Origin of the sequence: Flagellimonas flava, from assembly GCF_900129665.1 — a bacterium.
Lineage (GTDB): Bacteria > Bacteroidota > Bacteroidia > Flavobacteriales > Flavobacteriaceae > Flagellimonas > Flagellimonas flava.
On sequence record NZ_FQWL01000003.1, the window covers coordinates 329,172 to 355,423 of the forward strand.

Annotated in this window: 29 protein-coding genes; 22 read left to right on the top strand and 7 right to left on the bottom strand. The window is 41.8% G+C overall.

The features are described from left to right. The first annotated feature begins 8 nt into the window (after positions 1 to 8). Complete coding sequence (locus tag BUC10_RS11025) at positions 9 to 665, top strand: 50S ribosomal protein L25/general stress protein Ctc (RefSeq protein ID WP_073179508.1); 657 nt, start codon at positions 9 to 11, stop codon at positions 663 to 665. 90 nt (positions 666 to 755) lie between these two features. Then, positions 756 to 1,385, top strand: a complete 630-nt coding sequence (gene pth / locus BUC10_RS11030) for an aminoacyl-tRNA hydrolase (protein ID WP_073180100.1) — start codon at positions 756 to 758, stop codon at positions 1,383 to 1,385. Here the strand turns inward: pth and BUC10_RS11035 are convergent, their stop codons facing one another. Together BUC10_RS11035 and BUC10_RS11040 are read right to left on the bottom strand one after the other, a co-directional pair. Continuing rightward, positions 1,386 to 2,069 carry a hypothetical protein gene (locus BUC10_RS11035; protein ID WP_073179510.1) on the bottom strand — a complete coding sequence of 228 codons (684 nt, stop codon included), beginning with the start codon at positions 2,067 to 2,069 and terminating at the stop codon, positions 1,386 to 1,388. Further along, positions 2,066 to 5,740: a zinc-dependent metalloprotease gene (locus tag BUC10_RS11040; protein ID WP_245812818.1), complete on the bottom strand. Its 3,675-nt coding sequence runs from the start codon at positions 5,738 to 5,740 to the stop codon at positions 2,066 to 2,068. Before BUC10_RS11040 ends, BUC10_RS11035 begins: the two co-directional genes overlap by 4 nt. A gap of 148 nt (positions 5,741 to 5,888) precedes the next feature. Here BUC10_RS11040 and BUC10_RS11045 point away from each other — a divergent pair, with 148 nt between their 5' ends. The 8 genes from BUC10_RS11045 to mgtE all read left to right on the top strand — a co-directional run bounded on the left by BUC10_RS11045 (position 5,889) and on the right by mgtE (position 14,204). Then, positions 5,889 to 6,842, top strand: coding sequence for a bifunctional riboflavin kinase/FAD synthetase (locus BUC10_RS11045; RefSeq protein ID WP_073179515.1), 954 nt, complete (start codon positions 5,889 to 5,891; stop codon positions 6,840 to 6,842). Next, the gene (locus BUC10_RS11050; RefSeq protein WP_073179517.1) at positions 6,820 to 8,136 is read left to right on the top strand and encodes an HTTM domain-containing protein; all 1,317 of its coding nucleotides are present in this window, start codon (positions 6,820 to 6,822) and stop codon (positions 8,134 to 8,136) included. Before BUC10_RS11045 ends, BUC10_RS11050 begins: the two co-directional genes overlap by 23 nt. Positions 8,137 to 8,187: 51 nt before the next feature. Then, positions 8,188 to 9,459, top strand: a complete 1,272-nt coding sequence (gene serS / locus BUC10_RS11055) for a serine--tRNA ligase (RefSeq protein WP_073179520.1) — start codon at positions 8,188 to 8,190, stop codon at positions 9,457 to 9,459. A 78-nt stretch (positions 9,460 to 9,537) separates the two neighbouring features. Continuing rightward, complete coding sequence (locus BUC10_RS11060) at positions 9,538 to 11,325, top strand: tetratricopeptide repeat protein (RefSeq protein ID WP_073179522.1); 1,788 nt, start codon at positions 9,538 to 9,540, stop codon at positions 11,323 to 11,325. A 20-nt stretch (positions 11,326 to 11,345) separates the two neighbouring features. Further along, positions 11,346 to 11,663, top strand: a complete 318-nt coding sequence (locus tag BUC10_RS11065; protein WP_073179524.1) for a DUF4286 family protein — start codon at positions 11,346 to 11,348, stop codon at positions 11,661 to 11,663. Positions 11,664 to 11,665: 2 nt separating this feature from the next. After that, entirely contained in the window at positions 11,666 to 11,974 is a 309-nt protein-coding gene (locus BUC10_RS11070; protein ID WP_073179526.1) for a gamma-glutamylcyclotransferase family protein, read from the top strand. 18 nt (positions 11,975 to 11,992) lie between these two features. Further along, entirely contained in the window at positions 11,993 to 12,865 is an 873-nt protein-coding gene (rsmA, locus tag BUC10_RS11075) for a 16S rRNA (adenine(1518)-N(6)/adenine(1519)-N(6))-dimethyltransferase RsmA (RefSeq protein WP_073179528.1), read from the top strand. Next, entirely contained in the window at positions 12,852 to 14,204 is a 1,353-nt protein-coding gene (gene mgtE, locus BUC10_RS11080) for a magnesium transporter (RefSeq protein ID WP_073179530.1), read from the top strand. Before rsmA ends, mgtE begins: the two co-directional genes overlap by 14 nt. 5 nt (positions 14,205 to 14,209) lie before the next feature. On the opposite strand, the gene BUC10_RS11085 is transcribed toward mgtE, so the two are convergent. Together BUC10_RS11085 and BUC10_RS11090 are read right to left on the bottom strand one after the other, a co-directional pair. Beyond that, positions 14,210 to 14,914: a hypothetical protein gene (locus BUC10_RS11085; protein ID WP_073179532.1), complete on the bottom strand. Its 705-nt coding sequence runs from the start codon at positions 14,912 to 14,914 to the stop codon at positions 14,210 to 14,212. A 6-nt stretch (positions 14,915 to 14,920) separates the two neighbouring features. Further along, positions 14,921 to 15,322, bottom strand: a complete 402-nt coding sequence (locus BUC10_RS11090) for a DoxX family protein (protein WP_073179534.1) — start codon at positions 15,320 to 15,322, stop codon at positions 14,921 to 14,923. A 141-nt stretch (positions 15,323 to 15,463) separates the two neighbouring features. On the opposite strand from BUC10_RS11090, the gene BUC10_RS11095 reads away from it, so the two are divergent. From BUC10_RS11095 to BUC10_RS11150, 12 genes are all read left to right on the top strand, one after another. Then, positions 15,464 to 16,342, top strand: coding sequence for a LytTR family DNA-binding domain-containing protein (locus BUC10_RS11095; protein WP_073179536.1), 879 nt, complete (start codon positions 15,464 to 15,466; stop codon positions 16,340 to 16,342). Positions 16,343 to 16,359: 17 nt separating this feature from the next. Beyond that, on the top strand, positions 16,360 to 16,725 hold the full coding sequence (locus BUC10_RS11100; protein WP_073179538.1) for a cupin domain-containing protein: 366 nt from the start codon (positions 16,360 to 16,362) through the stop codon (positions 16,723 to 16,725). Between the two features lie 18 nt (positions 16,726 to 16,743). Then, positions 16,744 to 17,676 (top strand): 2-hydroxyacid dehydrogenase, encoded by a 933-nt coding sequence (locus BUC10_RS11105; protein ID WP_073179540.1) that lies wholly within the window; start codon positions 16,744 to 16,746, stop codon positions 17,674 to 17,676. A 9-nt stretch (positions 17,677 to 17,685) separates the two neighbouring features. Further along, a complete protein-coding gene (locus BUC10_RS11110; RefSeq protein WP_073179542.1) occupies positions 17,686 to 18,102 on the top strand; it encodes a response regulator transcription factor in 417 nt (138 codons plus the stop codon). Positions 18,103 to 18,200: 98 nt separating this feature from the next. Further along, positions 18,201 to 18,707 carry a DUF4199 domain-containing protein gene (locus BUC10_RS11115; RefSeq protein ID WP_073179545.1) on the top strand — a complete coding sequence of 169 codons (507 nt, stop codon included), beginning with the start codon at positions 18,201 to 18,203 and terminating at the stop codon, positions 18,705 to 18,707. 22 nt (positions 18,708 to 18,729) lie between these two features. Then, entirely contained in the window at positions 18,730 to 19,191 is a 462-nt protein-coding gene (locus BUC10_RS11120; RefSeq protein ID WP_073179548.1) for a DUF1801 domain-containing protein, read from the top strand. Beyond that, entirely contained in the window at positions 19,188 to 19,574 is a 387-nt protein-coding gene (locus BUC10_RS11125) for a VOC family protein (RefSeq protein ID WP_073179559.1), read from the top strand. Before BUC10_RS11120 ends, BUC10_RS11125 begins: the two co-directional genes overlap by 4 nt. Before the next feature lie 51 nt (positions 19,575 to 19,625). After that, the gene (locus BUC10_RS17685) at positions 19,626 to 20,066 is read left to right on the top strand and encodes a hypothetical protein (RefSeq protein ID WP_084732628.1); all 441 of its coding nucleotides are present in this window, start codon (positions 19,626 to 19,628) and stop codon (positions 20,064 to 20,066) included. 99 nt (positions 20,067 to 20,165) lie between these two features. Then, complete coding sequence (locus BUC10_RS11135) at positions 20,166 to 20,489, top strand: ArsR/SmtB family transcription factor (protein ID WP_073179561.1); 324 nt, start codon at positions 20,166 to 20,168, stop codon at positions 20,487 to 20,489. Positions 20,490 to 20,491: 2 nt separating this feature from the next. After that, positions 20,492 to 20,989, top strand: coding sequence for a DUF6428 family protein (locus BUC10_RS11140; RefSeq protein WP_073179563.1), 498 nt, complete (start codon positions 20,492 to 20,494; stop codon positions 20,987 to 20,989). 12 nt (positions 20,990 to 21,001) lie between these two features. Then, on the top strand, positions 21,002 to 21,493 hold the full coding sequence (locus tag BUC10_RS11145) for a GNAT family N-acetyltransferase (protein ID WP_073180105.1): 492 nt from the start codon (positions 21,002 to 21,004) through the stop codon (positions 21,491 to 21,493). A gap of 10 nt (positions 21,494 to 21,503) precedes the next feature. Continuing rightward, positions 21,504 to 21,926: an arsenate reductase ArsC gene (locus BUC10_RS11150; RefSeq protein WP_073179565.1), complete on the top strand. Its 423-nt coding sequence runs from the start codon at positions 21,504 to 21,506 to the stop codon at positions 21,924 to 21,926. A gap of 64 nt (positions 21,927 to 21,990) precedes the next feature. On the opposite strand, the gene BUC10_RS11155 is transcribed toward BUC10_RS11150, so the two are convergent. The 3 genes from BUC10_RS11155 to BUC10_RS11165 form a co-directional block, all read right to left on the bottom strand. Beyond that, the gene (locus BUC10_RS11155) at positions 21,991 to 23,010 is read right to left on the bottom strand and encodes a carboxypeptidase-like regulatory domain-containing protein (RefSeq protein WP_073179568.1); all 1,020 of its coding nucleotides are present in this window, start codon (positions 23,008 to 23,010) and stop codon (positions 21,991 to 21,993) included. A gap of 110 nt (positions 23,011 to 23,120) precedes the next feature. Further along, positions 23,121 to 24,917, bottom strand: coding sequence for a GNAT family N-acyltransferase (locus BUC10_RS11160; protein ID WP_073179571.1), 1,797 nt, complete (start codon positions 24,915 to 24,917; stop codon positions 23,121 to 23,123). A gap of 74 nt (positions 24,918 to 24,991) precedes the next feature. Next, positions 24,992 to 26,242: an aspartate kinase gene (locus tag BUC10_RS11165; protein ID WP_073179574.1), complete on the bottom strand. Its 1,251-nt coding sequence runs from the start codon at positions 26,240 to 26,242 to the stop codon at positions 24,992 to 24,994. Positions 26,243 to 26,252: the final 10 nt, after the last annotated feature.

Below are 26,252 nucleotides of genomic sequence, written 5' to 3' on the forward strand. Positions count from 1 at the left end.
CAGAAGTTATGAAGTCAATTACTATCAAAGGATCTCAAAGAGAAAGCGTGGGCAAGGTCTCTACCAAAGCCTTACGTAATGCTGGAAAGGTTCCTTGCGTGTTGTACGGAGGGGATAAGCCATTGCACTTTTCAGCAGATGAACTAGCGTTCAAAAAATTGGTTTACACTCCAAACGCACACACGGCTGTGATTGAGTTGGAAGACGGACAAAAATTTGACGCTGTATTGCAGGATATCCAATTCCATCCCGTGACCGATAAAATCCTTCACGTGGATTTCTATCAGCTATTTAAAGATAAGCCCGTTACCATGAACATTCCCGTTCGCCTTGAAGGCAACTCGCCAGGGGTACGAAACGGTGGACGTTTATTGTTCAGAAAAAGAAAGCTGTCCATTAAGGCTTTACCGGATTTGCTTCCTGATTTCATTACCATTGATATTTCCAAACTAAGGATCGGTGGAACAATTCCAGTGGAAACACTTTTAAACGATGATTACACCATTCTTCATCCTGACAGCACTGCTGTTGTACAGGTGAAAGCTTCTAGAACATCCGTGGATGATGAAGAGGAGGAAGAAGAACTTGAAGAAGGAGCTGAAGGAGCTGAAGGAGCAACTGCTGAAGGAGCGGCAGAGGCCCCAGCAGCGGAAGCAACCGAATAGTTTTTCTCCATATAGAACAGGGCATCCCCGGTTATCTTACACGGTAATTGGGGATGCTTTCTTATTTTTACGCGAAAGACACCTCTTTTGATTATACGTTTTTTAAAAACCCTTTTTGGTGCAGATGAGCCCCTTATACAAGAAAGTGATTCCATGAAAAAGTTTCTTATCGTTGGATTAGGCAACATTGGAAGTGAATACGAGGAAACGCGACACAACATCGGTTTTAAAGTCTTGGATTTTCTTTCTGAGCAGGAAGATTTCAAATTTGAGAATGCCAAATTGGGTACTATCGGGACCTTCAAACACAAGGGACGAAGTATCCTTTGTCTAAAACCATCCACCTATATGAACCTTAGTGGAAAGGCAGTTAAATATTGGATGGAAAAAGAGAAAATTCCTCTGGAAAACACCTTGGTAATCACCGATGACATCAACCTTCCCTTTGGAACAATTCGCTTAAAAACAAAAGGAAGTGATGGAGGACATAACGGCCTCAAGGATATCCAAAATACCCTTCAAACAATTCAATACCCTAGATTTAGATTTGGAGTTGGTGCTGAGTTCAGTAAAGGACGCCAAGTTGAATTTGTATTGGGCAAATGGGGTGCTGAGGAAGTCAAAACCCTTCCTGAAAGATTGGAAAAATCTGCAGATTTAATTCGTTCCTACATTTTCGCCGGTGCCAAAAACACCATGAATACCTTCAACGGAACCTAATCAAAATACCCTGAACTCAAAAATTCCGGAATCGGAAGTATTTCCCTCGGCATCTGTTGTTATCACCTGCCAATAGTAAATTGTGCTAGCCGATACACTCACGGCAATCTCAGCAGTGTCTTCACCTACTGTAGCTATGGAGGCGGGTGGGTTTTGGTTCGAAAAGAAAACCTCAAAACCTGTAATATCATCTTCAACATCAGCCCCCTGCCATTCCAGTACGACTTCTCCAGAGCCATTCATTTGAACCGTAGATCCGGAAATGGGATGGGTCAGTTGAGCAGGAAAAGGTGCGTAGGTTGTTTGTGAGCCCGCATTGTAAAACAGCCAGGTATCACTTGTTGCTATTTGATCCGAATTCGAGTTCATTGAATTCACAGACCAAGAAAACGGCGTTCCTTTTTCTATGGACAAACTAGCCGAGGTTGATGCTGTTGAAATGGTCTGGGGAATATTTGTATCCAAATTAACCACATTCAAGGTGTAGCTGTCCGTATTTTCAGAAGCCTGCCATTGAAACGTAACCTGACTTAAGGCTGCATTGACACTTACACCAGTAGTGCACTCGGAATTCTCATCGGGAAAGACCAAGGTAGCCCCTTCTGGTACCGGTGGCGGATCATCATTCCCTCCACAAGAAACAAGTAACCCCAATAGGGCTATAGTATAAAATATCGGTTTCATTCTTTCATCATTTTAAATACTTTGCTCATAGTGTCAGTTTTGACACTTAAATAATATGTTCCCCGAGCCAAAGGGGATACATCCAGCTCAAGGTTATTTCCGTTTACCTGCCGTTGTTCTGACTTTATCAGTTGTCCATTAGAAGAAAACATTTGTACTGTGACTCTTCCTCTGTAGCCATTAAGAAATATATTGGCATTTTGGTTTACGGCATTTGGATACAAAATAGGTTTTGAAGCCACAAAGAACGACTCTTCGTAAACACCTTGACAAGGCAATCCCGTGAAGACCCTCACCACATTCATTCCGTCAACCAAATCCAGTTGAATTTCATTTTCGGTGGTCTGAGTCACCAATCCATTGAGCTCTACATTATACAGACTGCTTCCAAGCATGGTAAGTTCCACAACTTGTGCATCCAAAGCCGCCAATACGGTCAAAAGTTCTGGTTCTGCAATTTCAACCGAGAAACAAGTTTCCACATAGTTGATATTTCCATCCGTCCCTGATATACATAGACTGTATGTCCCCGACCCTAAGTTTTGAAAAGTATGGGAGCTTCCAAAATCCATATTTTGAGTAGTTCCTCCTCCATCCAACACGGCTGAATAGGTTACCGAACTATCGGTGCCAGTAACTGTAATGGCTCCATCATTGTTATTTCTGCAACTTTCACTTAGAATTTCCACAGTAAAATTATCTGCAGGAAATCTATTGATAGGACACCCGCTTGTATCCACTTCAACTCCCTTTGGGGTACCCAAACACAAATCGTCCCCATCATCAAAAACCCCATCTTCGTCCTCATCGGGTCTAAATGCACCCTCTGCACATATTTCCATCGAAAAGGCCACTAAAGAACCACCATCTCCTGCTGCGGTATCGCGTATCTCCAAAGTCCATTCCCCAATAAGTGATTCCCCATTGAAGGAGGAAAGGGACCCCAGGGGTTTAACCGTACCTGAAATAGCTGGATTTCCATCGCAGGTAATTTCTGTTCCGTCATCATCAAAAACAGCATTGATGTTGTTGAGTTCTCCGCAGCTGTTAGCAATCAGGGCAACTCTTGTTCCTGCAGGAGAAATTAGATTCACAATGAGGTCTCCCAAATAGGTATGGTTCAATTCTAAATTAATATTGATATCGGATACGACCAAGTCTTCAAAATATTGCTTAGTAGTGGAAACAATAGGTGTCCCGGCCGAGGGAATCACCAAGGGCAATCCGTTAACCTCAAAGTTTTTACAATCCACCTGAATGGTAGTAAAACTAAAAGGAGTTCCAAAAGTACCAGAGCCACAATCATTATTTGGGCGTACTCTCCAAAAATATTCCGTTTCCGGTGTCAATCCATTAGGCCTGAAAAAGTTAAAAGGCGTACTGTCCGAATCAACGATATTGGTAAATCCAGCATCCGATGCGACTTCAATATCGTAAGTGGAGAAAAGAGCGTTGGCTTCCCATCTTAACTCCGGATTAACCGAAGTATTGGTCTGCGCATCTGTTGGTGATGAAAGTACCACATCCAAAAAGCCTGCGTCCTTGACCACAAGCGTAAGAGGCACATTTTTGGTAATTGATGCTGAAGTGGCAGTAACCGTTATGTCGTATGATCCAGGGGTCACACTATTGGTATTGGAAATCGTAAGCTGAATATTGGTATCGTTGGCGCTGGCCTCAGTGGGCGTAAAAACTCCTGTCAACCCTACAGGAAGATCTGCAGAAAACGTAGCGGTTTCATTGAAACCAGAAAAGGTTTGGTAAGTAAATGGGATAATAATATCATCTGGCTGACATAGTTCAAAGGAAAGATCCTGGAAACTCAAGACCATTTGTGATTCCTGAATGGTAAAATTGGAGGAGTTCACGGCAAAGAAAACGTTATCACTGGCCTTGATCATAATTCTGGCCTGTGTTGTCGCATTCCCTGGAATCAACACCTCTTCACTTCCATCATTTAAGGTGTCATCTGCCAAAACAATCGGAAAAGTAAGGCCTCCATCAGTAGAAAGCATTATATCCACCGTCTCCGCATCAACTGGAAGGATATTGGTATTGGCCACATCCCAAGTAATGACTTGGGTGGTGCCCGCTTCATACAACTCATTGGAAGTTTGGGAAGTCACCAGAAATGGCCCTGCAGCGTTAACCACTTGCACATCCAGCACATCAGACACCACCTGCCCACCTCCTGTGGCATTGTCCCTAACCGTAAAGGCAAAGCTTAGATTTCGTTCTATATTGGAAACTGTTTCCCAAGCATCCCCTTCTTCCGGATTGACCTGCGTCAGTTCCCCTTGGATTACTCTGGAAAGTTGCGGAAAGTACCTTACCGGATCTGTGGTGGGGGGTAACGACCTAAAATTGGCCCCACTAGGATTATCCGGGCCAAAGGTGCTTGTAGTAACAACTCCGTTGTCTATCTGTTCCCATGTATAGGTGAGCACATCGCCCACATCACTGTCCGTTGCAATGCCCTCCAACACGAAAGCTGTTCCTTTTGGAATCACATAGTCTCCAACTGGTGTTAAAACAGGTGGGTTATTTACCAGACCTGTTTCTTGCGCACAGGAAACGGATTGTAGGTAAGTGGAAACTTGCTGAATACTATAAAAGTGAAAGTAGTCGCTCCCATTGGGCGCCACATTGTTTCCTGGGACAATTCCTGCATATCCCATAATTGTGGTGCCACTTGCAGGTTCTGCCTGCACTCCGGTTCCTTCCAACTCAAAAGACCAGGTATGGTTTGCACCAAACTGATGTCCCAATTCATGTCCAACAAAATCCAAATCAAAAACATCACCCTCTGGATTGAAGGCTGCCGAAAAAGCACTTCCCTTGCGATTATCCGAACAAACAGAGCCAATAAAACCCGCGTTCCCGTTATCTTGTCCTTGCCCCACTTTGTGGAATAAGTGCCCTACATCATAATTTTCCTCACCAATGGTTGTTGTTAGGGTATTTTGAACCTCGGCATTTAAGTTCCCATTGTAAGGATCGGTATTCGAATTGGTAAAAATAATCTGATCATTGTTTGGAATCAGCTCCAGTGTTACACCCAAATCAGTCTCGAACACCTCATTGACACGAGTCAGGGTTGTATTAATGGCAGCCAAGGCATCCGCTACGGTACCTCCATGATGCGAGGTGTATTCCCCACTTGCGGAGACCGCAATTCTATACTTTCGCAACAGTTGATCATCCACCAAAGGTGTAATGGTTTTGGCAATAGTTTTTTCCAAATCGGCCGTTTTGCACACAAAACTTTCTTTGTCTGATGCACTGCCTTTCTGGTACACTACGTACATGTCTTTGGTATTAGCCAGTTTTTCGATAAATGATGTCCTTTGATCGGTCAAATCCACAATCATCCCATCAAGACCCTTTCCCGAACTACTTAATTTCACCTTATATCTCCCATCCGAACTTATCCCCGTAAATGATTTGATATCAGGATATTTCCTTGCCAACTCTGGATGAAAAACTGGGGTTTCCTCAAGAACAAATTCTAACATCTCTGTTTTATCCTTAGGTAGATAAACCCTTCTCTTTTGTCTTTTGGAAGCATTTTGTGGAACAAGGTCTTCAAGTATCCTAGCCCTATCCAAGGTAAGCACCGCCTGAGCCTTGTCCATATCTTTGAGCGATGCACTTTTGTAAGAAGATCTCACGGGAACAGTTTTCCAATATCCTTGTTGACCGTAAGTTGAAAAGCAGACAAAAAATATGGATATTGAAAAAACAAGATGTAATTTAGCTTTCATACGAAAAGGGGCGTCGGTCAAATTCAAAAATAAGCCTTTTTTATTTCTTTACTAGGTGGAAACAATCCAAGGTATTTCTAAGTTTAAGGATGCATCGTTCCAGACTGCAGTGACCATTGGCACGTTCGATGGAGTGCATATTGGTCACCGTAAAATATTAGAACGCCTCATAAATAATGCCAAAGCTGCAGGGCTAAAATCTACAGTGCTAACCTTTTTTCCCCACCCTAGAATGGTCTTGCAAAAGGATACAGATATAAAACTCCTTAACACCCTGGAAGAAAAGGTGCAGATTTTGGAAGACATGGGGCTGGATTACCTTATTGTCCATCCCTTCACCAAAGAATTTTCGAGACTTTCAGCCACTGATTTTGTAAGGGACATTTTGGTCAACAGCCTTAGGACCAAGAAAATCATAATTGGTTACGATCATCGGTTTGGAAGAAACCGAAATGCCAATATCCAGGATTTGATTGCTTTTGGAAACACCTTGGATTTTCAGGTGGAGGAGATTCCTGTTCAGGAAATAGACGAAGTCTCGGTAAGCTCCACGAAGATTAGAAACGCCCTTCGGGAAGGCGATGTGGTCACCGCCAACACTTACTTGAACTACCCCTATATGCTTACAGGAGCCATTAAAAAAGGTAAAGGGCTTGGCAAACAATTTGGATTTCCCACCGCCAACCTTCACCTAGAGGAATCTTATAAGCTTGTTCCCAAAAATGGAGTTTATGTGGTAAAAAGCACTTTAGCGCAAAGGGAGTGTTTTGGAATGATGAACATCGGGTACAATCCTACCGTAAAAGGAACCCAAAAAAGCATTGAGGTCAATTTTTTCGAGTTCGATGGAGATTTATACGACCAAAAAATCCAAGTACAGCTATTGCATCGAATTCGGGACGAACACAAGTTCGATTCCATTGAAGATTTACAGGAACAACTAAAAAAGGATAAGAAAACTTCGTTAACACTAATTTCCAAATCAGGTGATAAACCAATTTCTCTTTAAAAGAATAGACAACGCCCAACTCGTAGTTTTTCGAATATTCTATGGGCTCTTGGTAAGTGCTGAATGTTATGGTGCAATTGCCACTGGTTGGGTCCGAAAGACTTTGGTTGAACCCAAATTTACCTTTTCATTTATAGGTTTTGAATGGCTACAACCCCTTCCGGGAAATGGAATGTACATCTACTTTGCCATTATGGGTACCCTAGGGATATTGATTACCCTGGGATACAGATATCGCTTGAGCGCCTTTGCCTTTGCCATTATGTGGACTGGGGTATACCTCATGCAAAAAACATCCTATAACAATCACTATTACTTGTTAATGCTCCTGGGCTACATTATGGCTTTGTTTCCCGCAAGCCGTGATTTTTCATTGGACGCAAAACGCAATCCCAGTTTCCGTTCGCAGAGTATGCCCAATTGGATTCGTTGGACGATAATTTTACAATTGTTCATTGTCTACACCTATGCCTCCGTAGCTAAACTTTATGGGGATTGGCTGGATTTCAGCATTATTGAAATCTTGATGAAATCAAAAAAGAACTATTGGCTCATTGGCGAAATCCTACAGGAAAAATGGGTGCACAAGATCATTGCTTTTTTTGGAATTTTCTATGATTTGCTTATTGTCCCGGCCTTGTTGTGGAGGCCAAGTCGAAAAATAGCTTTGGCCCTCTCGGTGTTCTTTCATCTGTTCAACAGTATTGTGTTTCAAATCGGCATTTTTCCCTATTTGTCCTTGGCATTTATCGTCTTCTTTTTTCCTCCCCAAACCATCAGAAATATCTTTTTGAAAATCAAGACGGTTTCAATCAACGCTTCACCCATAATCCCCAAGCATAAAAGCATTATCCTTTATGGACTTGGAGCTTACTTTATCATTCAGATATTGCTCCCGCTTCGTCATCACATCTTCCAAGACAATGTACTCTGGACTGAAGAGGGGCATAGACTGAGCTGGCGTATGATGCTCCGCAGTAGATCTGGTCTAGTCACCTTTAAAGTTTTGAACAAGGATACGGGAAAAGGAAGTCATATTAAGTTAGACGATTACCTCACCAAAAAACAGCGGCGTAAAGTTGCTTGTTATCCGGATTTCCTTTGGCAATTTGCCCAACATCTTAAAAAAGAATATGCTGCCAAAGGTGAGGAAGTGCAGGTGTTTGCTAGCAGCAAGGTCCGCGTGAACAACTCAAAGTATAGCGAATTTGTAGATCCCACCGTAGATTTGGCCAATGTCCCTTGGAAACATTTTGCCCATAATGAATGGATCAAACCTTCTCCTTTGGAATAATAGTTGGGCAACGTTTCAGATTGACTTAAATTTGCGGCTCAAAACAAGGCCATGCTTCAATTACAGCACATCAGGGAAAACAAAAACGGAATCATTGATGCCCTAAAAAAGCGCAGTTTGGATGCCGAACCCATGCTCTCTGCAATTTTGGAGCTTGATGAAAAAAGACGAGGCCTACAAACCGAGTTGGACGCCACATTGGCCGAATCCAATAAACTTTCCAAGGAGATTGGAATGCTTTTCAAGTCAGGAAATGCAGCTGAAGCCAATGCCTTGAAAGAACAAACTGCCGGACTTAAAGAGGCCTCTAAAAAATTAGGTGAGGAATTGACGTCCACCACCTCGGCCCTGGAAGAGCAATTGTACCAAGTGCCTAATGTACCCCATGAATCTGTGCCGGCAGGTGCCTCGGATGAGGACAACGAAGAGATCTTCCGGGAGGGTGATATCCCCAAACTTGCCGAGGGAGCATTGCCCCATTGGGAACTGGCTAAAAAGTATGACATTATCGACTTTGAGCTTGGGGTAAAGGTTACCGGCGCTGGTTTCCCTGTTTATAAGGGCAAAGGGGCTCGTTTGCAGCGCGCTCTTGTTGCCTATTTTCTAGATAAAAACACAGAAGCTGGTTACACAGAGGTACAACCCCCGCACATGGTCAATGAAGCCTCCGGCTATGGCACGGGTCAATTGCCGGACAAAGAAGGGCAGATGTACCACGTGCAGGCCGATGATCTGTACCTGATTCCAACTGCAGAAGTGCCTATTACCAATTTGCACAGGGGCGATATGCTTTCTCCAGAAGACCTACCCATAAAGTATACCGGATACACTCCATGTTTTAGAAGGGAGGCAGGGAGTTATGGTGCACATGTGCGAGGACTAAACAGGTTGCACCAATTTGACAAAGTTGAATTGGTACGTATAGAACGTCCCGAAGCATCCTACACCGCTTTGGATGAAATGACGGAGCATGTAAAAGTCATTTTAAGGGAGTTGAAATTACCGTACCGCATCTTACGACTTTGTGGAGGGGATTTGGGTTTCACCTCCGCCCTAACCTATGATTTTGAAGTTTTTTCCACTGCCCAAGACCGTTGGCTGGAAATCAGTTCCGTTTCCAATTTTGAAACCTTCCAGGCCAATCGCCTAAAACTTCGCTTTAAGGATGAAAACGGTAAACGTCAGTTGGCACATACCCTAAATGGCAGTTCATTGGCTTTGCCCAGGGTACTTGCCGGAATCTTGGAGAATTACCAGACCAAGGATGGTATTGAAATTCCGGAAGTCCTGATTCCGTATTGCGGATTTGACCGTATTGATTAGACCGTCAGCCCAATTAATTTAGAATCACTTAACAGGTTTCGGTGATTTTGTACGTTATATTTGAAATAAAAGCCCGTATTGCGATTCTTTCTATTTCTTAGTTTTTGCTTAGCTGCCCTGTCTTTCTCATTTGGCCAAGAAGACTTTCTGGCGAAACAATATTTTAACGATGGAGATTACGAAAAAGCCGTAGTTTTTTATGAAAAGTTGGTACAAAAGAATCCTCGCCGCACAGATTATTCCGAAGGCTTGGTGGCATGCTACCAACAACTGGAGCGCTATTCCGATGCAGAGACTTTTTTATTGCAAAAGCTTGAGGACACTTATGCCTTTCCTACATTTTTCATAGAATTAGGGTATAATTACACCTTACAGGACCAAGCTGAAAAGGCGACCGGGTATTACCAAAAGGCCATTCAAAAGATTGAAGAGAATCCCAACTTTGGCTATAGCATTGGGTATCGATTTCAAAAATATGCCCTGCTAGATCAAGCCATCTTGGCCTATAACAAGGCAATGACACTTAAACCTGAGCTCAACTATGATTTTCAGCTTGCCAGAATCTACGGGGAACAGGGTGATATTGAGAAAATGTACCAATCATATCTCAATCTTATCTACGAGGGCCGTACATCCCGCTCCAATGTCCTCAGAAACATAGACGACTTTATCTCGGATGATCCAGTAAACGCAAACAACATACTGTTGCGGAAGGTTCTTTTGAAAAATGCGCAAAAGAATCCGGATATCCTTTGGAATGAGCTTTTAAGTTGGCTCTTCATCCAGCAAAAACAATACAATAGTGCCTTTGGACAGGAAAAGGCCATCTACAAGCGTACGGAACAAGCCTCCTTGGACCGGATGGAAAATCTAGGTCAGGTCACCCTGGAAAACAAAGATTTGGAAAGCGCCACCACAATCTTCAAATACATTGTGGAAGAAAGCACCAATCCACTTGATAAGTTAAATGCTGAATTGCACCTTATTGATATTGAGCTAGAGGAAGTGGATAAGAAAACGCTCCAAACGGTGGACAAAAAATTTCAGGAACTTGTTGCGGAGTACGGTAATGAAAGTCGCACTTTACAACTTCAGATTGCCTATGCCAACTTTCTCACCTTCAAATTGGAAAACCCTACCCAAGCAATTGCCATACTGAAGGAGAGCTTGAGGCTGCCTTTAGGTCGAATGGCAAAAGCATATGTAAAATTGGCATTGGGAGACATCTTGGTCTTTGATCAGAAATTCAATCAAGCCCTTATTTACTTTACACAGGTCCAAAAAAGTCTCAAGAATGATATTTTGGCCCAAGACGCTCGATTTAAGGTGGCGCAGACCAGTTTTTATAAGGGCGATTTTGATTGGGCCCTCACGCAACTGAAAGTGCTTCGGGGATCAACTTCCCAGCTTATTGCCAATGATGCCATGCAATTGAGTTTGTTGATTTCTGACAATTCCTTAGAAGATTCCACGCAGACGGCACTTAAAAAATATGCAAGGGCGGATCTCCTCGCCTATCAGAATCAGAAAGAGAAAGCGATTGCTGCTCTGGAGGACATTTTACAAAACCATAAAGGCGAAAAAATTGAAGATGAAGCCCTGTTACGACAAGGGCAATTGTTGGAATCCCAAAAGAAATATGAGGATGCCGAGTTCAACTATAAAAAGATTGTAGAATTCTATACCCATGATATTTTGGCCGATGATGCCTACTTTGCCCTGGGAGAGTTGTACCGAACAATATTGGATGAACCCGAAAAAGCAAAAGCCCATTACGAAAAGATTATTTACAACTACCAGGATAGCTATTATTTTCCAATGGCCCGGAAATATTTTAGAAGGCTCCGGGGCGATGCCATTAACTAATTCTTCCCTACTTTTGGCCCATGCTGATTTACAATGTTACCATCAATATAGATGAAAGTGTCCATGATGAATGGCTAAGCTGGATGCGGGATAAACACATACCGGATATGTTGGCCACCGGAAAATTTTCACATTCCAAAATGACCAAGGTTTTGGTGGAAGAGGATATGGGCGGAATCACATATTCCGTGCAATACACCACAAAAGATCGTGCCACCTTGGAATCCTATTACCAAGAAGATGCGGAACACATGCGATCAGACGGGCAAAAATTGTTCGCCAATAAGTTTGTGGCTTTTCGTACAGAATTAGAGGTTGTGAGTCAGCAAATTCCCTGAGCATGGCTTATTTGTTTACCTATGGAACATTGCAGGATGCGCAGGTTCAACACTATATTTTTGGAAGGGAACTAGAAGGAAAACCAGATGTCCTACCCGGATTTCAAAAACAAGAGAATGCAGTTTATGGTAGATATCCATTGGTTATTGAAACAAATGATGCCCAAGATGGGGTGGCGGGTGTGGCCTATTTGGTCACTGATGAAGATTTGAACAAGGCGGACATCTATGAAACCAATGCCTATAGAAGAAAATTGTACACACTTGCCTCTGGTCGTGAAGCTTGGCTCTATGTTAAAAACTCAGATTAACTTGTAAAAAAACGCCCTGTGTCCCACAAAAAGAAGAAGAAATTTGGGAATGGAAAGCCCAAAAAAGCTGCAAAAGGGTACAAAGATGATGCTGTAAAGGCCAAAAAACATTTGGGTCAGCATTTTCTAAAGGACGAATCCATAGCCCAAAAAATTGCTGATACCCTCTCCTTGAAAGGTTATAAAAACGTTCTGGAAATAGGTCCTGGAATGGGTGTTTTGACCAAATACCTTTTATCAAGGGATTTGGATTTAGTCGCTATGGACTTGGATGAAGAATCCATAGTTTACCTGAACCATAGTTTTCGTTTAGAACATCCTAAATTATTCGATCAAAATAATCGGCTGAACATTATTGAAGCTGATTTTCTAAAGTTCGATTTAAACCAACTCTACGGAAAGGAGCAGTTTGCCATAACAGGTAATTTTCCTTATAATATTTCCAGCCAAATTGTTTTTAAGCTTTTGGAAATGCGACAACAGATACCTGAGTTTTCAGGAATGTTCCAAAAAGAAGTGGCCCAACGTATCTGTGAATCCCCTGGCAGCAAAACTTACGGCATACTCTCCGTTTTGGTTCAGGCTTTTTACACCGCAGAATATCTTTTTAGCGTACCTCCACAGGTATTTGACCCACCACCAAAAGTACATTCCGGTGTACTTCGGCTGGTGCGAAAAGACAACCTAAAACTTCCCTGCGACGAGCGTCTTTTCTTCAAAGTGGTTAAGACGGCTTTCAACCAAAGAAGAAAGACTCTACGGAACAGCCTTAAAACTTTTCATCTATCCGATAATCTAAAAGAAGATACTATCTTTGACCAGCGCCCGGAACAGCTTAGTGTAGCTGATTTTATTGGGTTAACACAGAAGATAGCCGATGACCCCGTTTAAACTCACAGATGAGCTTATTGTTGAAATCCAACAATTGATCGAGGACAAAAAGAACACTGCCCTGCGATCAATGATGAAGGAATTTCACTATGCCGATATCGCAGAAATTGCGGAGGAGCTCAAGGTGGACGAGGCTACCTATCTCATCAAACTTCTGGATAGCGAAAAGACTTCAGATATCCTAGCCGAAATGGATGAGGATATCCGGGAAGCCGTATTGAACAACCTTTCCGCAAAAGAAATTGCCGGGGAGTTGGAAGAATTGGATACGGATGACGCTGCGGATATCGTTGGGGAATTGCCCAAAGAAATCGTCCAAAAGGTAATTTCACAAATAGAGGACAAGGAGCATGCCGCCGACATTGTAGACCTATTGCGTTATGATGAGGACTCGGCAGGTGGACTTATGGCCAAAGAGTTGGTGAAGGTAAACGAGAATTGGAACGTACTCACCTGTGTTAAGGAAATGAGGGCCCAGGCAGAAAATGTAACCCGCGTCCACTCTATTTATGTGGTTGATGATGAGGAAAAACTAAAGGGCCGACTTTCACTTAAAGACTTGCTTACGACCTCTACCAAAACACATATCAAGGATGTATATATTTCCAAGGTCGATGCAGTTAACGTCAACGAAAAATCTGAGGAAGTAGCAAAAATAATGTCCAAATATGATTTGGAGGCCATTCCGGTCGTGGATGAAATTGGAAGATTGGTGGGCAGAATTACCATTGATGATATTGTCGATGTGATCAAAGAGGAAGCAGATAAGGATTATCAGCTGGCAGCGGGTATCTCCCAAGACGTAGAAGCCGATGACAGCATTTGGGAATTAACCCGTGCGCGACTTCCCTGGCTTATCTTGGGGCTGTTTGGAGGATTGGGTGCGGCAGGCATTATGGGAGGATTTGAGGAAATGATTGCCCAACATGCCATTTTATTTTTCTTTACCCCTTTAATTGCTGCTATGGCAGGTAACGTGGGCGTGCAATCCAGTGCCATTATCGTCCAGGGACTGGCCAATGATGATTTGAAGGGAAGCATAAGCAATCGCCTGGTCAAAGAAATGCTGCTGTCCCTTTTAAATGGACTAATTCTGGCCGCACTATTGCTCATCTTCACATGGATTTGGAAAGGGGATTTTGCCACTGCACTGGCCATTTCCATATCTTTAGTTGTTGTAATTATTGTAGCCGGTATCATTGGCACTTTTATCCCCTTGTTTCTGCATCAAAGGGGAATAGATCCCGCCATTGCAACAGGTCCTTTTATTACTACCAGTAATGATATTTTTGGTATTCTAATTTACTTCTGGATTGCCAAGCTTGTTTTGGGTATTTGATTTCTTTAAAATACCCACACCAAAAATTTGGATAGCTGTGCGCCAATAGTTTGCCAAGCCACTGTTTCTTGGAATCCCGTTGATAAAAGTGTATGCACCAATGCAAACGACAACAGGCCTTGCACATAAGGCTTAATTTCTGCCAATCTTAATCTATCCCAAAGGAGAAAGCCAAGTAAAAATGCTTCCATAACCAACAAGTCCCAATCCAAACCGGGTAGTCCAAAGGCTTCAAAATCAATCCTGCCAATGGTGGGACCCAATAGGGAAACCGACGAAACAATGACATACCGCATATGTATTCTTGGTTTTCGGGCATTCTTCATGGCTATTAGATAAAACAGTCCAAAAATAAAAATCTGTGTGAATGGGAAAAACAGCTGCTGCATGCTCTCATCCGTCAATGTTATTCTTTCGTCAACAAGCAAGGAATGATAAAGCATCATAAACATGGAGATGAGCAAAATGGGCACAAGGCCGTAGGAACATCTTCCAATCCATTGATGTGCTTTCCGTTTTCCTTGCAAAATCAGAATGGGCTGTGCTATCAATATTCCACACCATAGGGTCATCAATACCGCATGAAAATGCACATAGAAATGTTGCTTTTCCATAAGTGCCAATCGATTCAGGTATTTCTGAAATCCGATGGGTGCCAAAATCAATATCAAAACAAAAAACCAGGGTAGATATTTATAGGTTCGTTCCATTAAAGTTTAGTTTTTGCCCCGATATCCAGAAATAGAAAGCTTCCCCGGTCCAAGAAACACTAAAGAAATAAAAGCTCCTAGATAGAGTAAGGAAAGTTCTTTGTATTCAAATGGATCACCATGGTGCTGCAAAAAAAACGCCACCAAAAAAATGAACACAAGCGGAAAACAGGCCCATCTCAGCCGCCAACCCAACAACACTAAAGATGCACAGAAAAATTGCCCCAAAACCACCATGACTTTGGATATCCCCATTCCGATGCCCAGAGGATCCGCGTACTCAAAATTCCCGTTGACCATATCACTGAACGTAGGTAGGCCATAATTTAGAAGGAGTGTTCCGCCAAAAATCAATCGCAACAGCAGTTTACCAATATCTTCTGAATAGGAAAGGTTTTGTAACTTCATTTGTAAAGTTTTATGTTTTTGTTTAAAAAGTGTTTTTTAAAAATAGATTATCTTGAAAGTTGCCTAACAACACTTTCATTGCCATAGCTTCAAATAGGGGTTTTGGGTATTGAAATAGGGGTGAATCATTAACCAACACCTATGTCAAAAGCAAGCTTTTCTTCCCATTTTAGAAATCCGTTGTTCATTTTTATGTTCTATCTGGTGATGGTACTCCCCCATTTTACCATCTTTTGCGCTATTGATTTATCAGGCACATTGTTTTGGACGAATATGGAAGTCTGCGCAAATACTTTTATTGTGGATAGTTTTTTGGAAAATTCCATTTGGTCACTCCTATTTATTGTCCTCATTTTTGAGTGTCTTCGCTGGGGTGATAAAGTGTTCGGAGTGGATAAAAAATCCCTAAGTGCACAAACACAGGCAAAGGTTTTTCTTATGCTTTTTATTGCCTTTGTGTGCTGGCTTGCCATTTCCTCCGCTTTTGAATGGCTAGCGACATCCATTGGAAGAACATTCCCGGTAGAACATCCTATTAATTTGTTCTTTAAAGTGCAGGCCTATGGATTCATTGCCTTCCATTTGAATAGCTATTTGCAACGTCGATATCTCAAAAAACATCCTTTGCAAAAAACCATAGAGGTCCACGATGGTATAAAATCGCTAACCATTATACTTGGTGATATACAATGGGCCGAAAAGATTGGAAAGAAATATTTTCTGTTCAGCAAAGCAGGAAGGTTCAAGGTAGATAAAAATCTTCAGGAGCTGGAAACGTTGCTTCCAGGTTCTAATTTCAAACGAATCAATCGTTCAGCAATAGTCAACATAAATGAAATAGCGGGTTTTTCCTTTTGGGAAAATGAAAAGTACGTGTTGAAATTGAACAATGGAAAGGAGTTTGTAATGACAAGAAAGAGACTAAATGAACTTAAAAATGACATACAGCAAACTCCTAAAACGTCATTTTTCTGGGGAAAAGTTCCACTTTTGAAAGTATTCCCGTCGCTCCGCAACTAAAAAACACAATCCGTTTTATGAAATCGATTAATCTAGAACAGAAACACATGGAATTTGCAAAACAATGGCATCCTCATCAAATAGCCGTGGTTGATGATATGCAGGTGTTGTTGGCAAAACTGCAAGGAGAGTTTGTATGGCACGCCCATGAGCACGAAGACGAACTTTTCCAGGTAATCAAAGGAACCTTGTACATGCAGTTTAGAGATCGCACCGAAATTGTTCGGGAAGGTGAGCTCATTGTGGTTCCCAAAGGTGTTGAACACAATCCCATGACCAAAAACAATGAGGAGGTGCATGTGATGCTCTTTGAAAAATTGACCACAGCTCACACTGGTGATGTTCAACATGAGAAAACCCAAACGAACTATCCCAAAATCTAGTAATTGTATATTTGATCAATGAAAGTTCTCCACCTAGACATCAACCACCCCTTACTTTTAGAACAGTTTACAGCCTTGGGTTTTGAAAACCATGAAGACTACGAGTCCAGCAAAGCTGAGGTCGAGACGAAAATTGATTTGTATGATGGGGTCATTATTAGAAGTAGATTTACCATTGACAAGCAGTTTTTGGACAGGGCCACCAACTTAAAGTTTATTGGTCGCCTTGGAGCTGGCTTAGAAAATATTGATACCTCCTACGCCAAGCAAAAAGGTGTTTTTTTGGCCTCTGCCCCTGAGGGGAATCGGAATGCAGTTGGTGAACATACCTTAGGAATGCTCTTGTCGCTTATGAACAAGATGTCCAAGGCCAACAGGGAGGTAAAAAAAGGAAAATGGGACCGTGAGGGCAACAGAGGCGTGGAACTTGATGGTAAAACAGTAGGCATTATCGGGTATGGAAATATGGGCCGGGCCTTTGCCAAAAAACTTCAGGGTTTTGATGTGGAGGTTATCTGTTATGATATTATTGGAGGCGTTGGGGATGAAAATGCCAGACAGGTTGGGATTATGGAATTTCAACAAAAATCGGACGTCGTAAGTCTACACGTGCCACAAACCGATTTGACAATAGGCATGGTCAACTCGGAATTCATTGAAAAATTCCATAAGCCATTTTGGTTACTAAATACTGCCAGAGGAAAATGCGTGGTCACTAAAGATTTAGTAACAGGGCTCAAATCGGGCAAGGTGTTTGGAGCGGGACTCGATGTGCTGGAATACGAAAAGAAATCCTTTGAAAATATGTTTGCCCAAAAACCAAAGGCATTCAAATACCTAAGAAAGGCCAAAAATGTGCTGCTGACTCCTCATGTGGCCGGATGGACAGTAGAAAGCAAGGAAAAGTTGGCTCAGACCATCGTGGACAAAATCAAGGATAGATTTTGCTAAATTTAACGGGTGAAGAAAACCGTTTTTGTTTTTTCTGCCCTGATCATTGCTATACTTGCCCTGTTTCAGCTTAGCAAGTATGCTTACATCTCCGGAGACATCTCCATAGAAATTGGTATTGCGGTCATTGCATTGGTCTTTTTTGTGATTGGGGTTTACATCAATAAAAAAAGCCTTCGAAAGCAAAAAGTTGCCTCCCCAAAGATAGATTCCAAAAAAATTGAGACCCTAGGGATCAGCAAGAGAGAATATGAAGTTCTTATTGGCATTTCAGAAGGGTTATCCAATCGGGAAATTGCCGACAAACTTTTTGTTTCGGAAAGTACCATAAAGACACATGTGTCCAATCTCCTGGTTAAGCTGGACGCCAAACGAAGGACCCAGGCCATTCAGAGAGCCAAAGCACTACAAATTTTACTGCCTTAGCCCTATTTCCACTAAAGTTCCAAGGTTTTGGTACTTTAGTATGAGTCCTTTTGATAAGAACCTATTTACCTTTAATCCAACCTTCTAAATAACGGAATATGAAAAAAACAGTCTTACGTTACGGAACTTACGGAGCCATAACCATATGTGTCCTCTTTCTTCTGAGTTGGTTCCTTTTGGGAGATTTACCATTTTCAACCCAAGAAGTTTTAGGATATGCCTCTATGGTTATTTCTTTGGGCTTTGTCTTTTTTGGCATAAAGCATTTTAGGGACAAGGAAAATGGCGGCATCATAAGTTTTAAAAAGGCCTTGACCATTGGCATTCTCATAAGTCTTATTACGGCCTTGGCATTTGGAATTTTGGATGTTATCTATACAGAAATCCTCAATCCCGATTTTATGGAGGCCTATTATCAAGCTACAATTTCCAACCTTAGGGAAAACCTCCCTCCAGAGGAATTTGAAGTGCAACTTGCAGAAATTGAAGCACAAAAGACCATGTTCTCCAACCCCTTGTTTTCCTTTGCCTTAATGGCGATGACCGTTTTCGTTATCGGATTTATAATCTCATTGATCTCCGCGCTTATTTTACAACGGAAGTAAAAGGTGCTCTAAAACTAGTATTATGACCATAGAAGCCAAAACTCCGGATGAGTATATCAGTAAACTGCCGGAAGACAGAAAAGATGCGGTTTCCAAGCTACGGGAAACCGTTAGGACCAATCTTCCTAAAGGGTATCAGGAGTGCATTAGCTACAAAATGATAGGATTTGTGATACCACATAGCAAATACCCAGATGGGTACCATTGCGACCCCAAACTGCCCCTGCCCTTCATCAATATTGCTTCGCAAAAAAATTATGTGGCCCTTTATCATTCCGGCATTTATGCCAGTAAAGAACTATTGGATTGGTTTGTTGGCGAGTACTCCAAACATGTAAAAACGAAGTTGGATATGGGGAAAAGTTGTATTCGATTTAAAAAAGTGGATCAAATCCCTTATGAGCTTGTCGCCGAGCTTTGCCAAAAAATGACTCCAGACCAATGGATTCAGTTGTATGAAAAGAACATAAAAAAACAATCATGAAAAAAAGAGTGACCGGATTGGGAGGTTTTTTCTTTAAATCCAAAGATCCAGACAATACAAAAGAATGGTACAAAACGCATTTGGGATTGAACACCGACCAATATGGCTGCACATTTTGGTGGAAAGACAAAGAGGGTAATGACTGTTCCACCCAATGGAGTCCCTTTAAAGAGGACACGACCTACTTTCAGCCCAGTGAAAAACAGTTCATGATGAACTTCAGGGTGGAAAACTTAAAAGAATTATTAGCGGCATTGAAAGAGGAGGGTGTTACCATAGTAGGTGAAATCGAAGAATACGACTATGGTAAATTTGGTTGGATCATGGACCCAGAAGGTAACAAACTGGAGCTTTGGGAACCTGTTGATAAAGCATTTCTTTAGGTATCGATTTATTTGCTACATTTAAAACTCGTTAACCAACATATTAAAACCATGTCTGAAGAAAAAAAAGATTTAGGAGATAAGGCCGAAGAGGCTTTCGACAATGCCAAGGACGCTGCCCAAGATGCTGCGGAAGATGTAAAGGAAGCTGCCCAGGAGTTTAAGGAGGATGTAAAGGACGCCTTTGACCCCAAAAACCCTGAAAGCGGTAAAACTGTTGCCATTATTGCCCATTTAACATTGATTGGGTGGATCATTGCCATCATCATGAACAGCAGCAACAAAACGGAAATTGGTTCCTTTTATGTACGTCAGGTACTCGGGATTTTCCTTGTAGGGCTTGTTTTAGGGCTTATCCCTATTGTAAATCTTATCGGTTGGATTTTCCCATTGATCCTCTGGATAGTAAGTTTAATTGGGGCCATCAATGGAAACCAAAAACCGGTATTCTTGGTAGGTGAATACTTCCAAAACTGGTTTAAGGGATTATAAAAAGTTTAATAAAAAGCTAGAAAATCATGCTCTAGCTTTTTTAACTACTATCTTTATCGTAATATTGCAATAATAAATTATAATTCTTGGATCTTTTTTATGGGAGCTTCCAAAACTCATATGTTCTCCGTAACCCAAAATAAATTGGCGCAAGCTGCCAAGGTTCTGGCCCATCCCGCAAGGATTGCCATTTTGGATTATATAAGTAGACAAGAGAATTGCATCTGCAACGACTTGGTGGATGTCATAGGCCTATCGCAGCCTACAATTTCACAACATCTTAATGAGATTAAAAAAATTGGACTTCTAAAGGGAACTTTTGAAGGAAAAAATCTTTGTTACTGCATCAACCAAGAACGCTGGGAGGAATTGCAATACTCTTTTAATGCGTTCTTTTCTAATATTAATCAAAACTGTTGTTAATTATGTACACATCAGAATTTCTTTCTCTATTGAAACAGCATCAGGATAAAAGTTTGCTATTTGAATATGCTCCCGGTAAACTGGTCGGGGCCAACTATCATATTACGGAGGTCAAAAACATCACCGTGGATTCCGTGGATTGCGGAGCACGTCCTGATTATTGGCAAGAGACCGTGGTTCAACTCTGGGAAAGTCCTAAAGAAAAGGACAAAACAGAATTCATGAGTGCCTACAAGGCACTTGCCATCCTCAACAAAGTGGACCGTATCAAACCCATGGTAAAAGACACCGAGATTAAATTTGAATATAGCAATGCCGAATTTCATACTGCGCAGCTTTTCGTGGATGACTACACATTGGGCGGTAACTATCTTACCTTAAAACTTTCGGTCCAAAAAACGGACTGCAAGGCCAAGGAAACCTGCGGGGTCGAAATCAAATCCGAAGATTCCCAAGTAGAGGAAGCAGCTTGTTGCGAGCCAGGAAGTGGCTGTTGTTAAAACCATATGAAGATGCACGTTCGAAAAATGACCTCCACTGATTGGGCACAAGTATCCAATATTTACGCCGAAGGCATAGCCACAGGCTTTGCTACATTTGAACAGGACGTTCCCGACTATGACCAATGGGATCAGGCGCACATCAAATCTTGCCGTTTGGTCGTTGAAGATGAAGGTTGCATCCTCGGATGGGCAGCCCTATCACCCGTATCGAGCAGGTGTGTTTATGGTGGAGTTGCGGAAGTCAGTGTGTATGTGGGTGCCAAAAGCCGGGGAAAAGGAGTTGGTCAATTGATTATGAAAGAGCTTATTGCCCAAAGTGAGGACGCCGGATTTTGGACCATTCAGTCCGGCATATTTCCTGAAAACGAAGCCAGTATCAGTCTCCACAAAAAAGTTGGTTTCAGGTACATTGGTAAAAGGGAACGTGTGGGTAAGATACATGGTCTATGGAAGGACAATTTATTATTTGAGAAAAGAAGTAAAGCCATCGGAATAAACTAATTTTTAAACAATGAAAAACGTATTGGTGCTGTGCACCGGAAATTCCTGTCGCAGCCAAATGGCCCATGGGTACCTGAATCACTTTCAAGACGCCCTTGCAAATGTATACAGTGCCGGAATTGAAACCCACGGTCTAAATCCTGGAGCAGTAAGCATCATGAAGGAGGACGGGATAGATATTTCTTCCCATACCTCCAACCATGTGGATGATTATGAGGGAATTGCATGGGACTATATCATCACGGTCTGTGATCATGCCAAGGAAAACTGCCCATTCATTCCAGCCGAAGATGCGGAGCGTATCCACCATAATTTTTTCGACCCCTCAAAAGTAAAAGGTACTTCGGAAGAGAAACATGCGGCTTTCTTGAAAGCTAGAAATGAAATCAAGGAATTTTGCCACGATTTTGTGAAGGAAGAGTTACTTAATTAAACTCAGATATAGTTAGTTTTATAAATGGCAGTTGGGAATAATCCAATTGCCATTTTTTTCTTGATTACAGCCCGTAATCCATTGGCAACATTTCACCAATTCTGAAATTGGCCATATAACCCCCAAAGACCAAACTCTGAAAGGGTTTATAATTGCCAAAACGATCTAAGGTATGGACCGAATCCGGTTCATTAATGTTCAAGGTAGACCGATAAACGCTCTTACCTTTTCGTTTGTGGTAAATGATATAGTTATCCCCAACAAAGCGAATCGCTTTCATATCCCGTACTGTATCTTTTTGGACAGTATAGAATTCGGATAACTGCAAATCTCGAAACTTCTTTTTGAGTTTAAAATTCTGATCTGTTAGATTCCCGTACCAACAGGCCCTCATAAAATGCATGGAAGACCCTAAATATGCATTGCTCCTACGTTTCAGGATTTTGGGGTCTCCATTGGCGGTATCAAAAAATTGGGTAGAACCGTCGTACAAAGTCTGATGGATGTTATCTATACGATCCAAACTTTGGGTCTTGAAATAGATTTTAAACTCTTCAATCTCAAAGTAGATACGGTACCCAAGGTATTCGTTTGCAATGATTATGGGCACATCACTATAGGCGGATAAGGTGTTATTATAGGAATTGAAGTATAGCTTAATATCCTTTTTATTCACAATTTCGCTATTTCTGCCTCCCTTGGTATCACCCAAGAATTCCAAGGTAAAAACCTTCATTTTTTGTTTTCTCGAAAAAGGATCAGAGGTAACTACAATCTCGTTAAGGCTCTGAACCTGCTCTTTCAAAGCGATTTTTAATATTCCCTGATTTCCAGCATCTTGGATTTTTCGCGTTTCATAGCCCAAATGCCTAACCACCAATACGGCATTGTTCTGATACTGTGATTTAATGGTGAAGTTACCTTCCAAATCAGTAATGGCGCCTATTGTGCTTCCATCATAATATAGGGTTACACCGGCAATGGGTTCTTTGGTTTTGGCATCAAATACATGTCCTGTTATTTCCTGGGCCGTCATCTTTACGATAAGCAAGAAAAAAAACAGAAAAATACTATTGATATTCATTGTTTGTAGGGCTTTTTGCAAAGAAAGCCCAATCCTGAATAAAAGAAGCCATGAATTTTACAGATACCCAATTTAAACCCATCAATGCCATCTTTGGATTGATGAATGCCTCAATGGTTGAGTTTTCGCTCCAATTCTGCTTGAAACTCTTCCATCACTGGTTTGACCGTGCTTTCCGGAAGGTCCGCAATTTTAATGTACATCAATCCGTCCACGGAATTATTAAACAGGGGGTCTACATTAAACGCCACTACCTTCGCGTTCTGTTTAATGTACTTTTTGATCAATACGGGCAATCTCAAACTCCCCGGTTCCACCTCGCTGATCAATTTGTCAAACTTGTTCAAATCGGCTTGGGTCTCGTCAAAAATAAATTCCTTATCTGCATCCTTCAACTGCACCTTGAATTCCTTTTTAGGCCGAACATACTGCGCCACATAGGGATCCCAATAATTGGATTTCATAAATTCAATCATCAGGGATTTGGAGAAATTGGAGAACTGGTTGCTGATACTCACCCCACCAATCAAATATTTATGTTCAGGATGCCGCAGGGTAGTATGCACGATTCCTTTCCATAACAAGAACAAGGGCATTGGTTTTTGCTGATATTCCTTAACGATATATGCCCTCCCCATTTCTATGGATTTTTCCATCATGCCATACAATTCTGGCTCAAACCTGAACAAATCCTGAAGATAAAATCCGTCTATACCGTAGGTCTTGAAAATCTCCGTACCCAATCCCATTCTGTATGCTCCTACGATACATTTCTCCTCATCATCCCATAAAAAAAGATGATGGTAGTATGCGTCAAATTCATCCAGGTCCACAGCATTGTTGGTCCCTTCACCCACCTCCCTAAAGGTGATTTCCCTTTGTCTTCCAATTTCATTCAGAATAAAGGGCATGTCTTTTTGCTGCGCCAGGTACACCTCATAATTCTTGCTCTGGAGCATTCTACAATCCTTCTCCCTTAATTTTTCTATTTCACCCTGCAGGACTTCCGCACTGACAGCTGTGGCAATTTTCTTGGGTGGCATTGGAATTTTTAAGGTGGTCGGAACCTTATCGATCAATCTTTCCTTTTCAAAGGCATTGGCCAAGAGATAGGTTTTCTTTCGCAAGAGTTCCGTAAAAGATTCCAAGGTTTCCTCCTCTTTTTGGGAGGCCACGGATATGGGCTGCCCTACCCGTACCTTAATGGGTCTTCTACTTTGGGACGTTAGTTCAGAAGGTAATTTAGCGGTTCGGAAAACGTCGTTCATTTTAGAAAGGCGATAAAAAAGTCGACTGTTCCGTGCATGAAAATATATGGGCACCACAGGCACTTCTGCCTTCCTGATCAGCTTAATGGCGGCTTCTTCCCAGGGTTTGTCAACAACTAACTTCCCATCCCTATATGTGGAGACCTCCCCAGCTGGAAAAATTCCTAGTGGATGTCCTTCTTTAAGGTGCAAGAGTGCATTCTTGAATCCCATTACACTGCTTTTGGCATCCTTATGATTTTCAAAAGGGTTTACCGGCATGATAAAGGGTTTCAAAGGCTCGATACGGTGCAATAAAAAATTGGCAATGATTTTAAAATCACTTCGTTCTTGCAGCAGCAACTTTAAAAGAAGTACCCCATCAATTCCGCCCAAAGGATGGTTGCTAATGGTAATATAGGGGCCAGTTTTCGGAAGCCGCTTCAAATCCTCTTCCGGAATCTCAAAATCAATTTCGTAATGGTCCAGAATGGCATCCAAGAAGTCGGTGCCGGCCAATGATTTGTTTTTGTTGTAAAAACGGTTTATGGTGGTAATCTTGGTGGCTACCATCAACATCCAACCCACGAAGGTACCCAAAAAGCCATATTTGTCAAGATGAATGACCTTTGCTACCTCTTTCGCCGTAACCAACCCCATAAAAAAAAATTAGGTAGGCGTAAAGATAGAAAAATACGGGAATCGGAATTCAGACCCGTATTGGAAAACGAATATTATTTTACCACCAACTGAACCGTCTCCCTTCCACGCTGTTCCACCAGTACTGAACGCCCATTTTGAAGGGATTTTACCGAATTATCATCAAAATGACGTATAGTATACAACGAAACATCTTCATGGCAGACTACTTTAAATCTTCTCTTAAGTTCATTTAACATGGGTTGCAGCCCATTGAACTTATTATCTAAACAAACAGAAAAGCTGATGGCCGAATTCTGAATCAGGTCCACTTTCATTCTGTGGTCATGGAACAGTTTAAAGATTTCGCTGATATTGTTTTCCACGATGAACGAAAAGTCCAAAGAGGAAAGCTTAATCAGCACTTGGTTCTTTTTAACGATGAAGCATGGAATTTTAGGGGAGATATCCTCGCCCTTACCCACAGTGGTTCCGTTGTCTTTGGGACTTACAAAGGATTTCACGTGAAGCGGTATTTCTTTGCGCTGAAGAGGCTGAAGTGTTTTAGGGTGGATAACCGATGCCCCGTAAAAGGCAAGCTCAATGGCCTCTCTGTAGGATATTTTGTTCAAGAGCTGGGTTTCTTTAAAATTTCTGGGATCAGCATTCAAAACTCCAGGTACATCTTTCCAGATAGTAACCGATTCGGCATTTAGACAATAGGCAAGTATAGCAGCAGTATAATCCGACCCTTCCCTTCCCAAGGTGGTGGTGAAGTTATTGTCATCACTCCCCAAAAATCCTTGGGTAATATTAAGTTTTCCAGTATCCAATTCTGAAGAAACTTGGTCCTGTGTACGTTCCCAGTTTACCGCCGCATCCCTATAATTGGTGTCGGTCTTAATCAGATTTCGAACATCTTTCCAGACATTGGATAAACCCACTTCATTCAGATATTCGCTTATGATGGTAGTAGAAACCAGTTCCCCATAACCTACCACCTGATCATATACGAACGCATTCTTTGGAGATTTGTTCCATGCCAAGAATCCGCGCACTTCCTCAAAAAGTTCTTTGACCTTGGTATACACGGGATGCGAATTGTTTTCAAACAACTCCTCCAAAATAGCTTCGTGATATGTCCATACCTCATGGACAAGACCAGCAACCTGCTTTTTATCATCAAAATAGGCAGCTACCACTTTTTCCATGGCATTGGTGGTCTTTCCCATGGCAGAAATTATCACCACGGTGTCTTTGTGACCTACCTCTTTTAGTACCCGTACCACATTCCTTACGGCATCAGCATCTTTTACCGATGCGCCACCAAACTTAAATACTCTCATGTATTGTGTT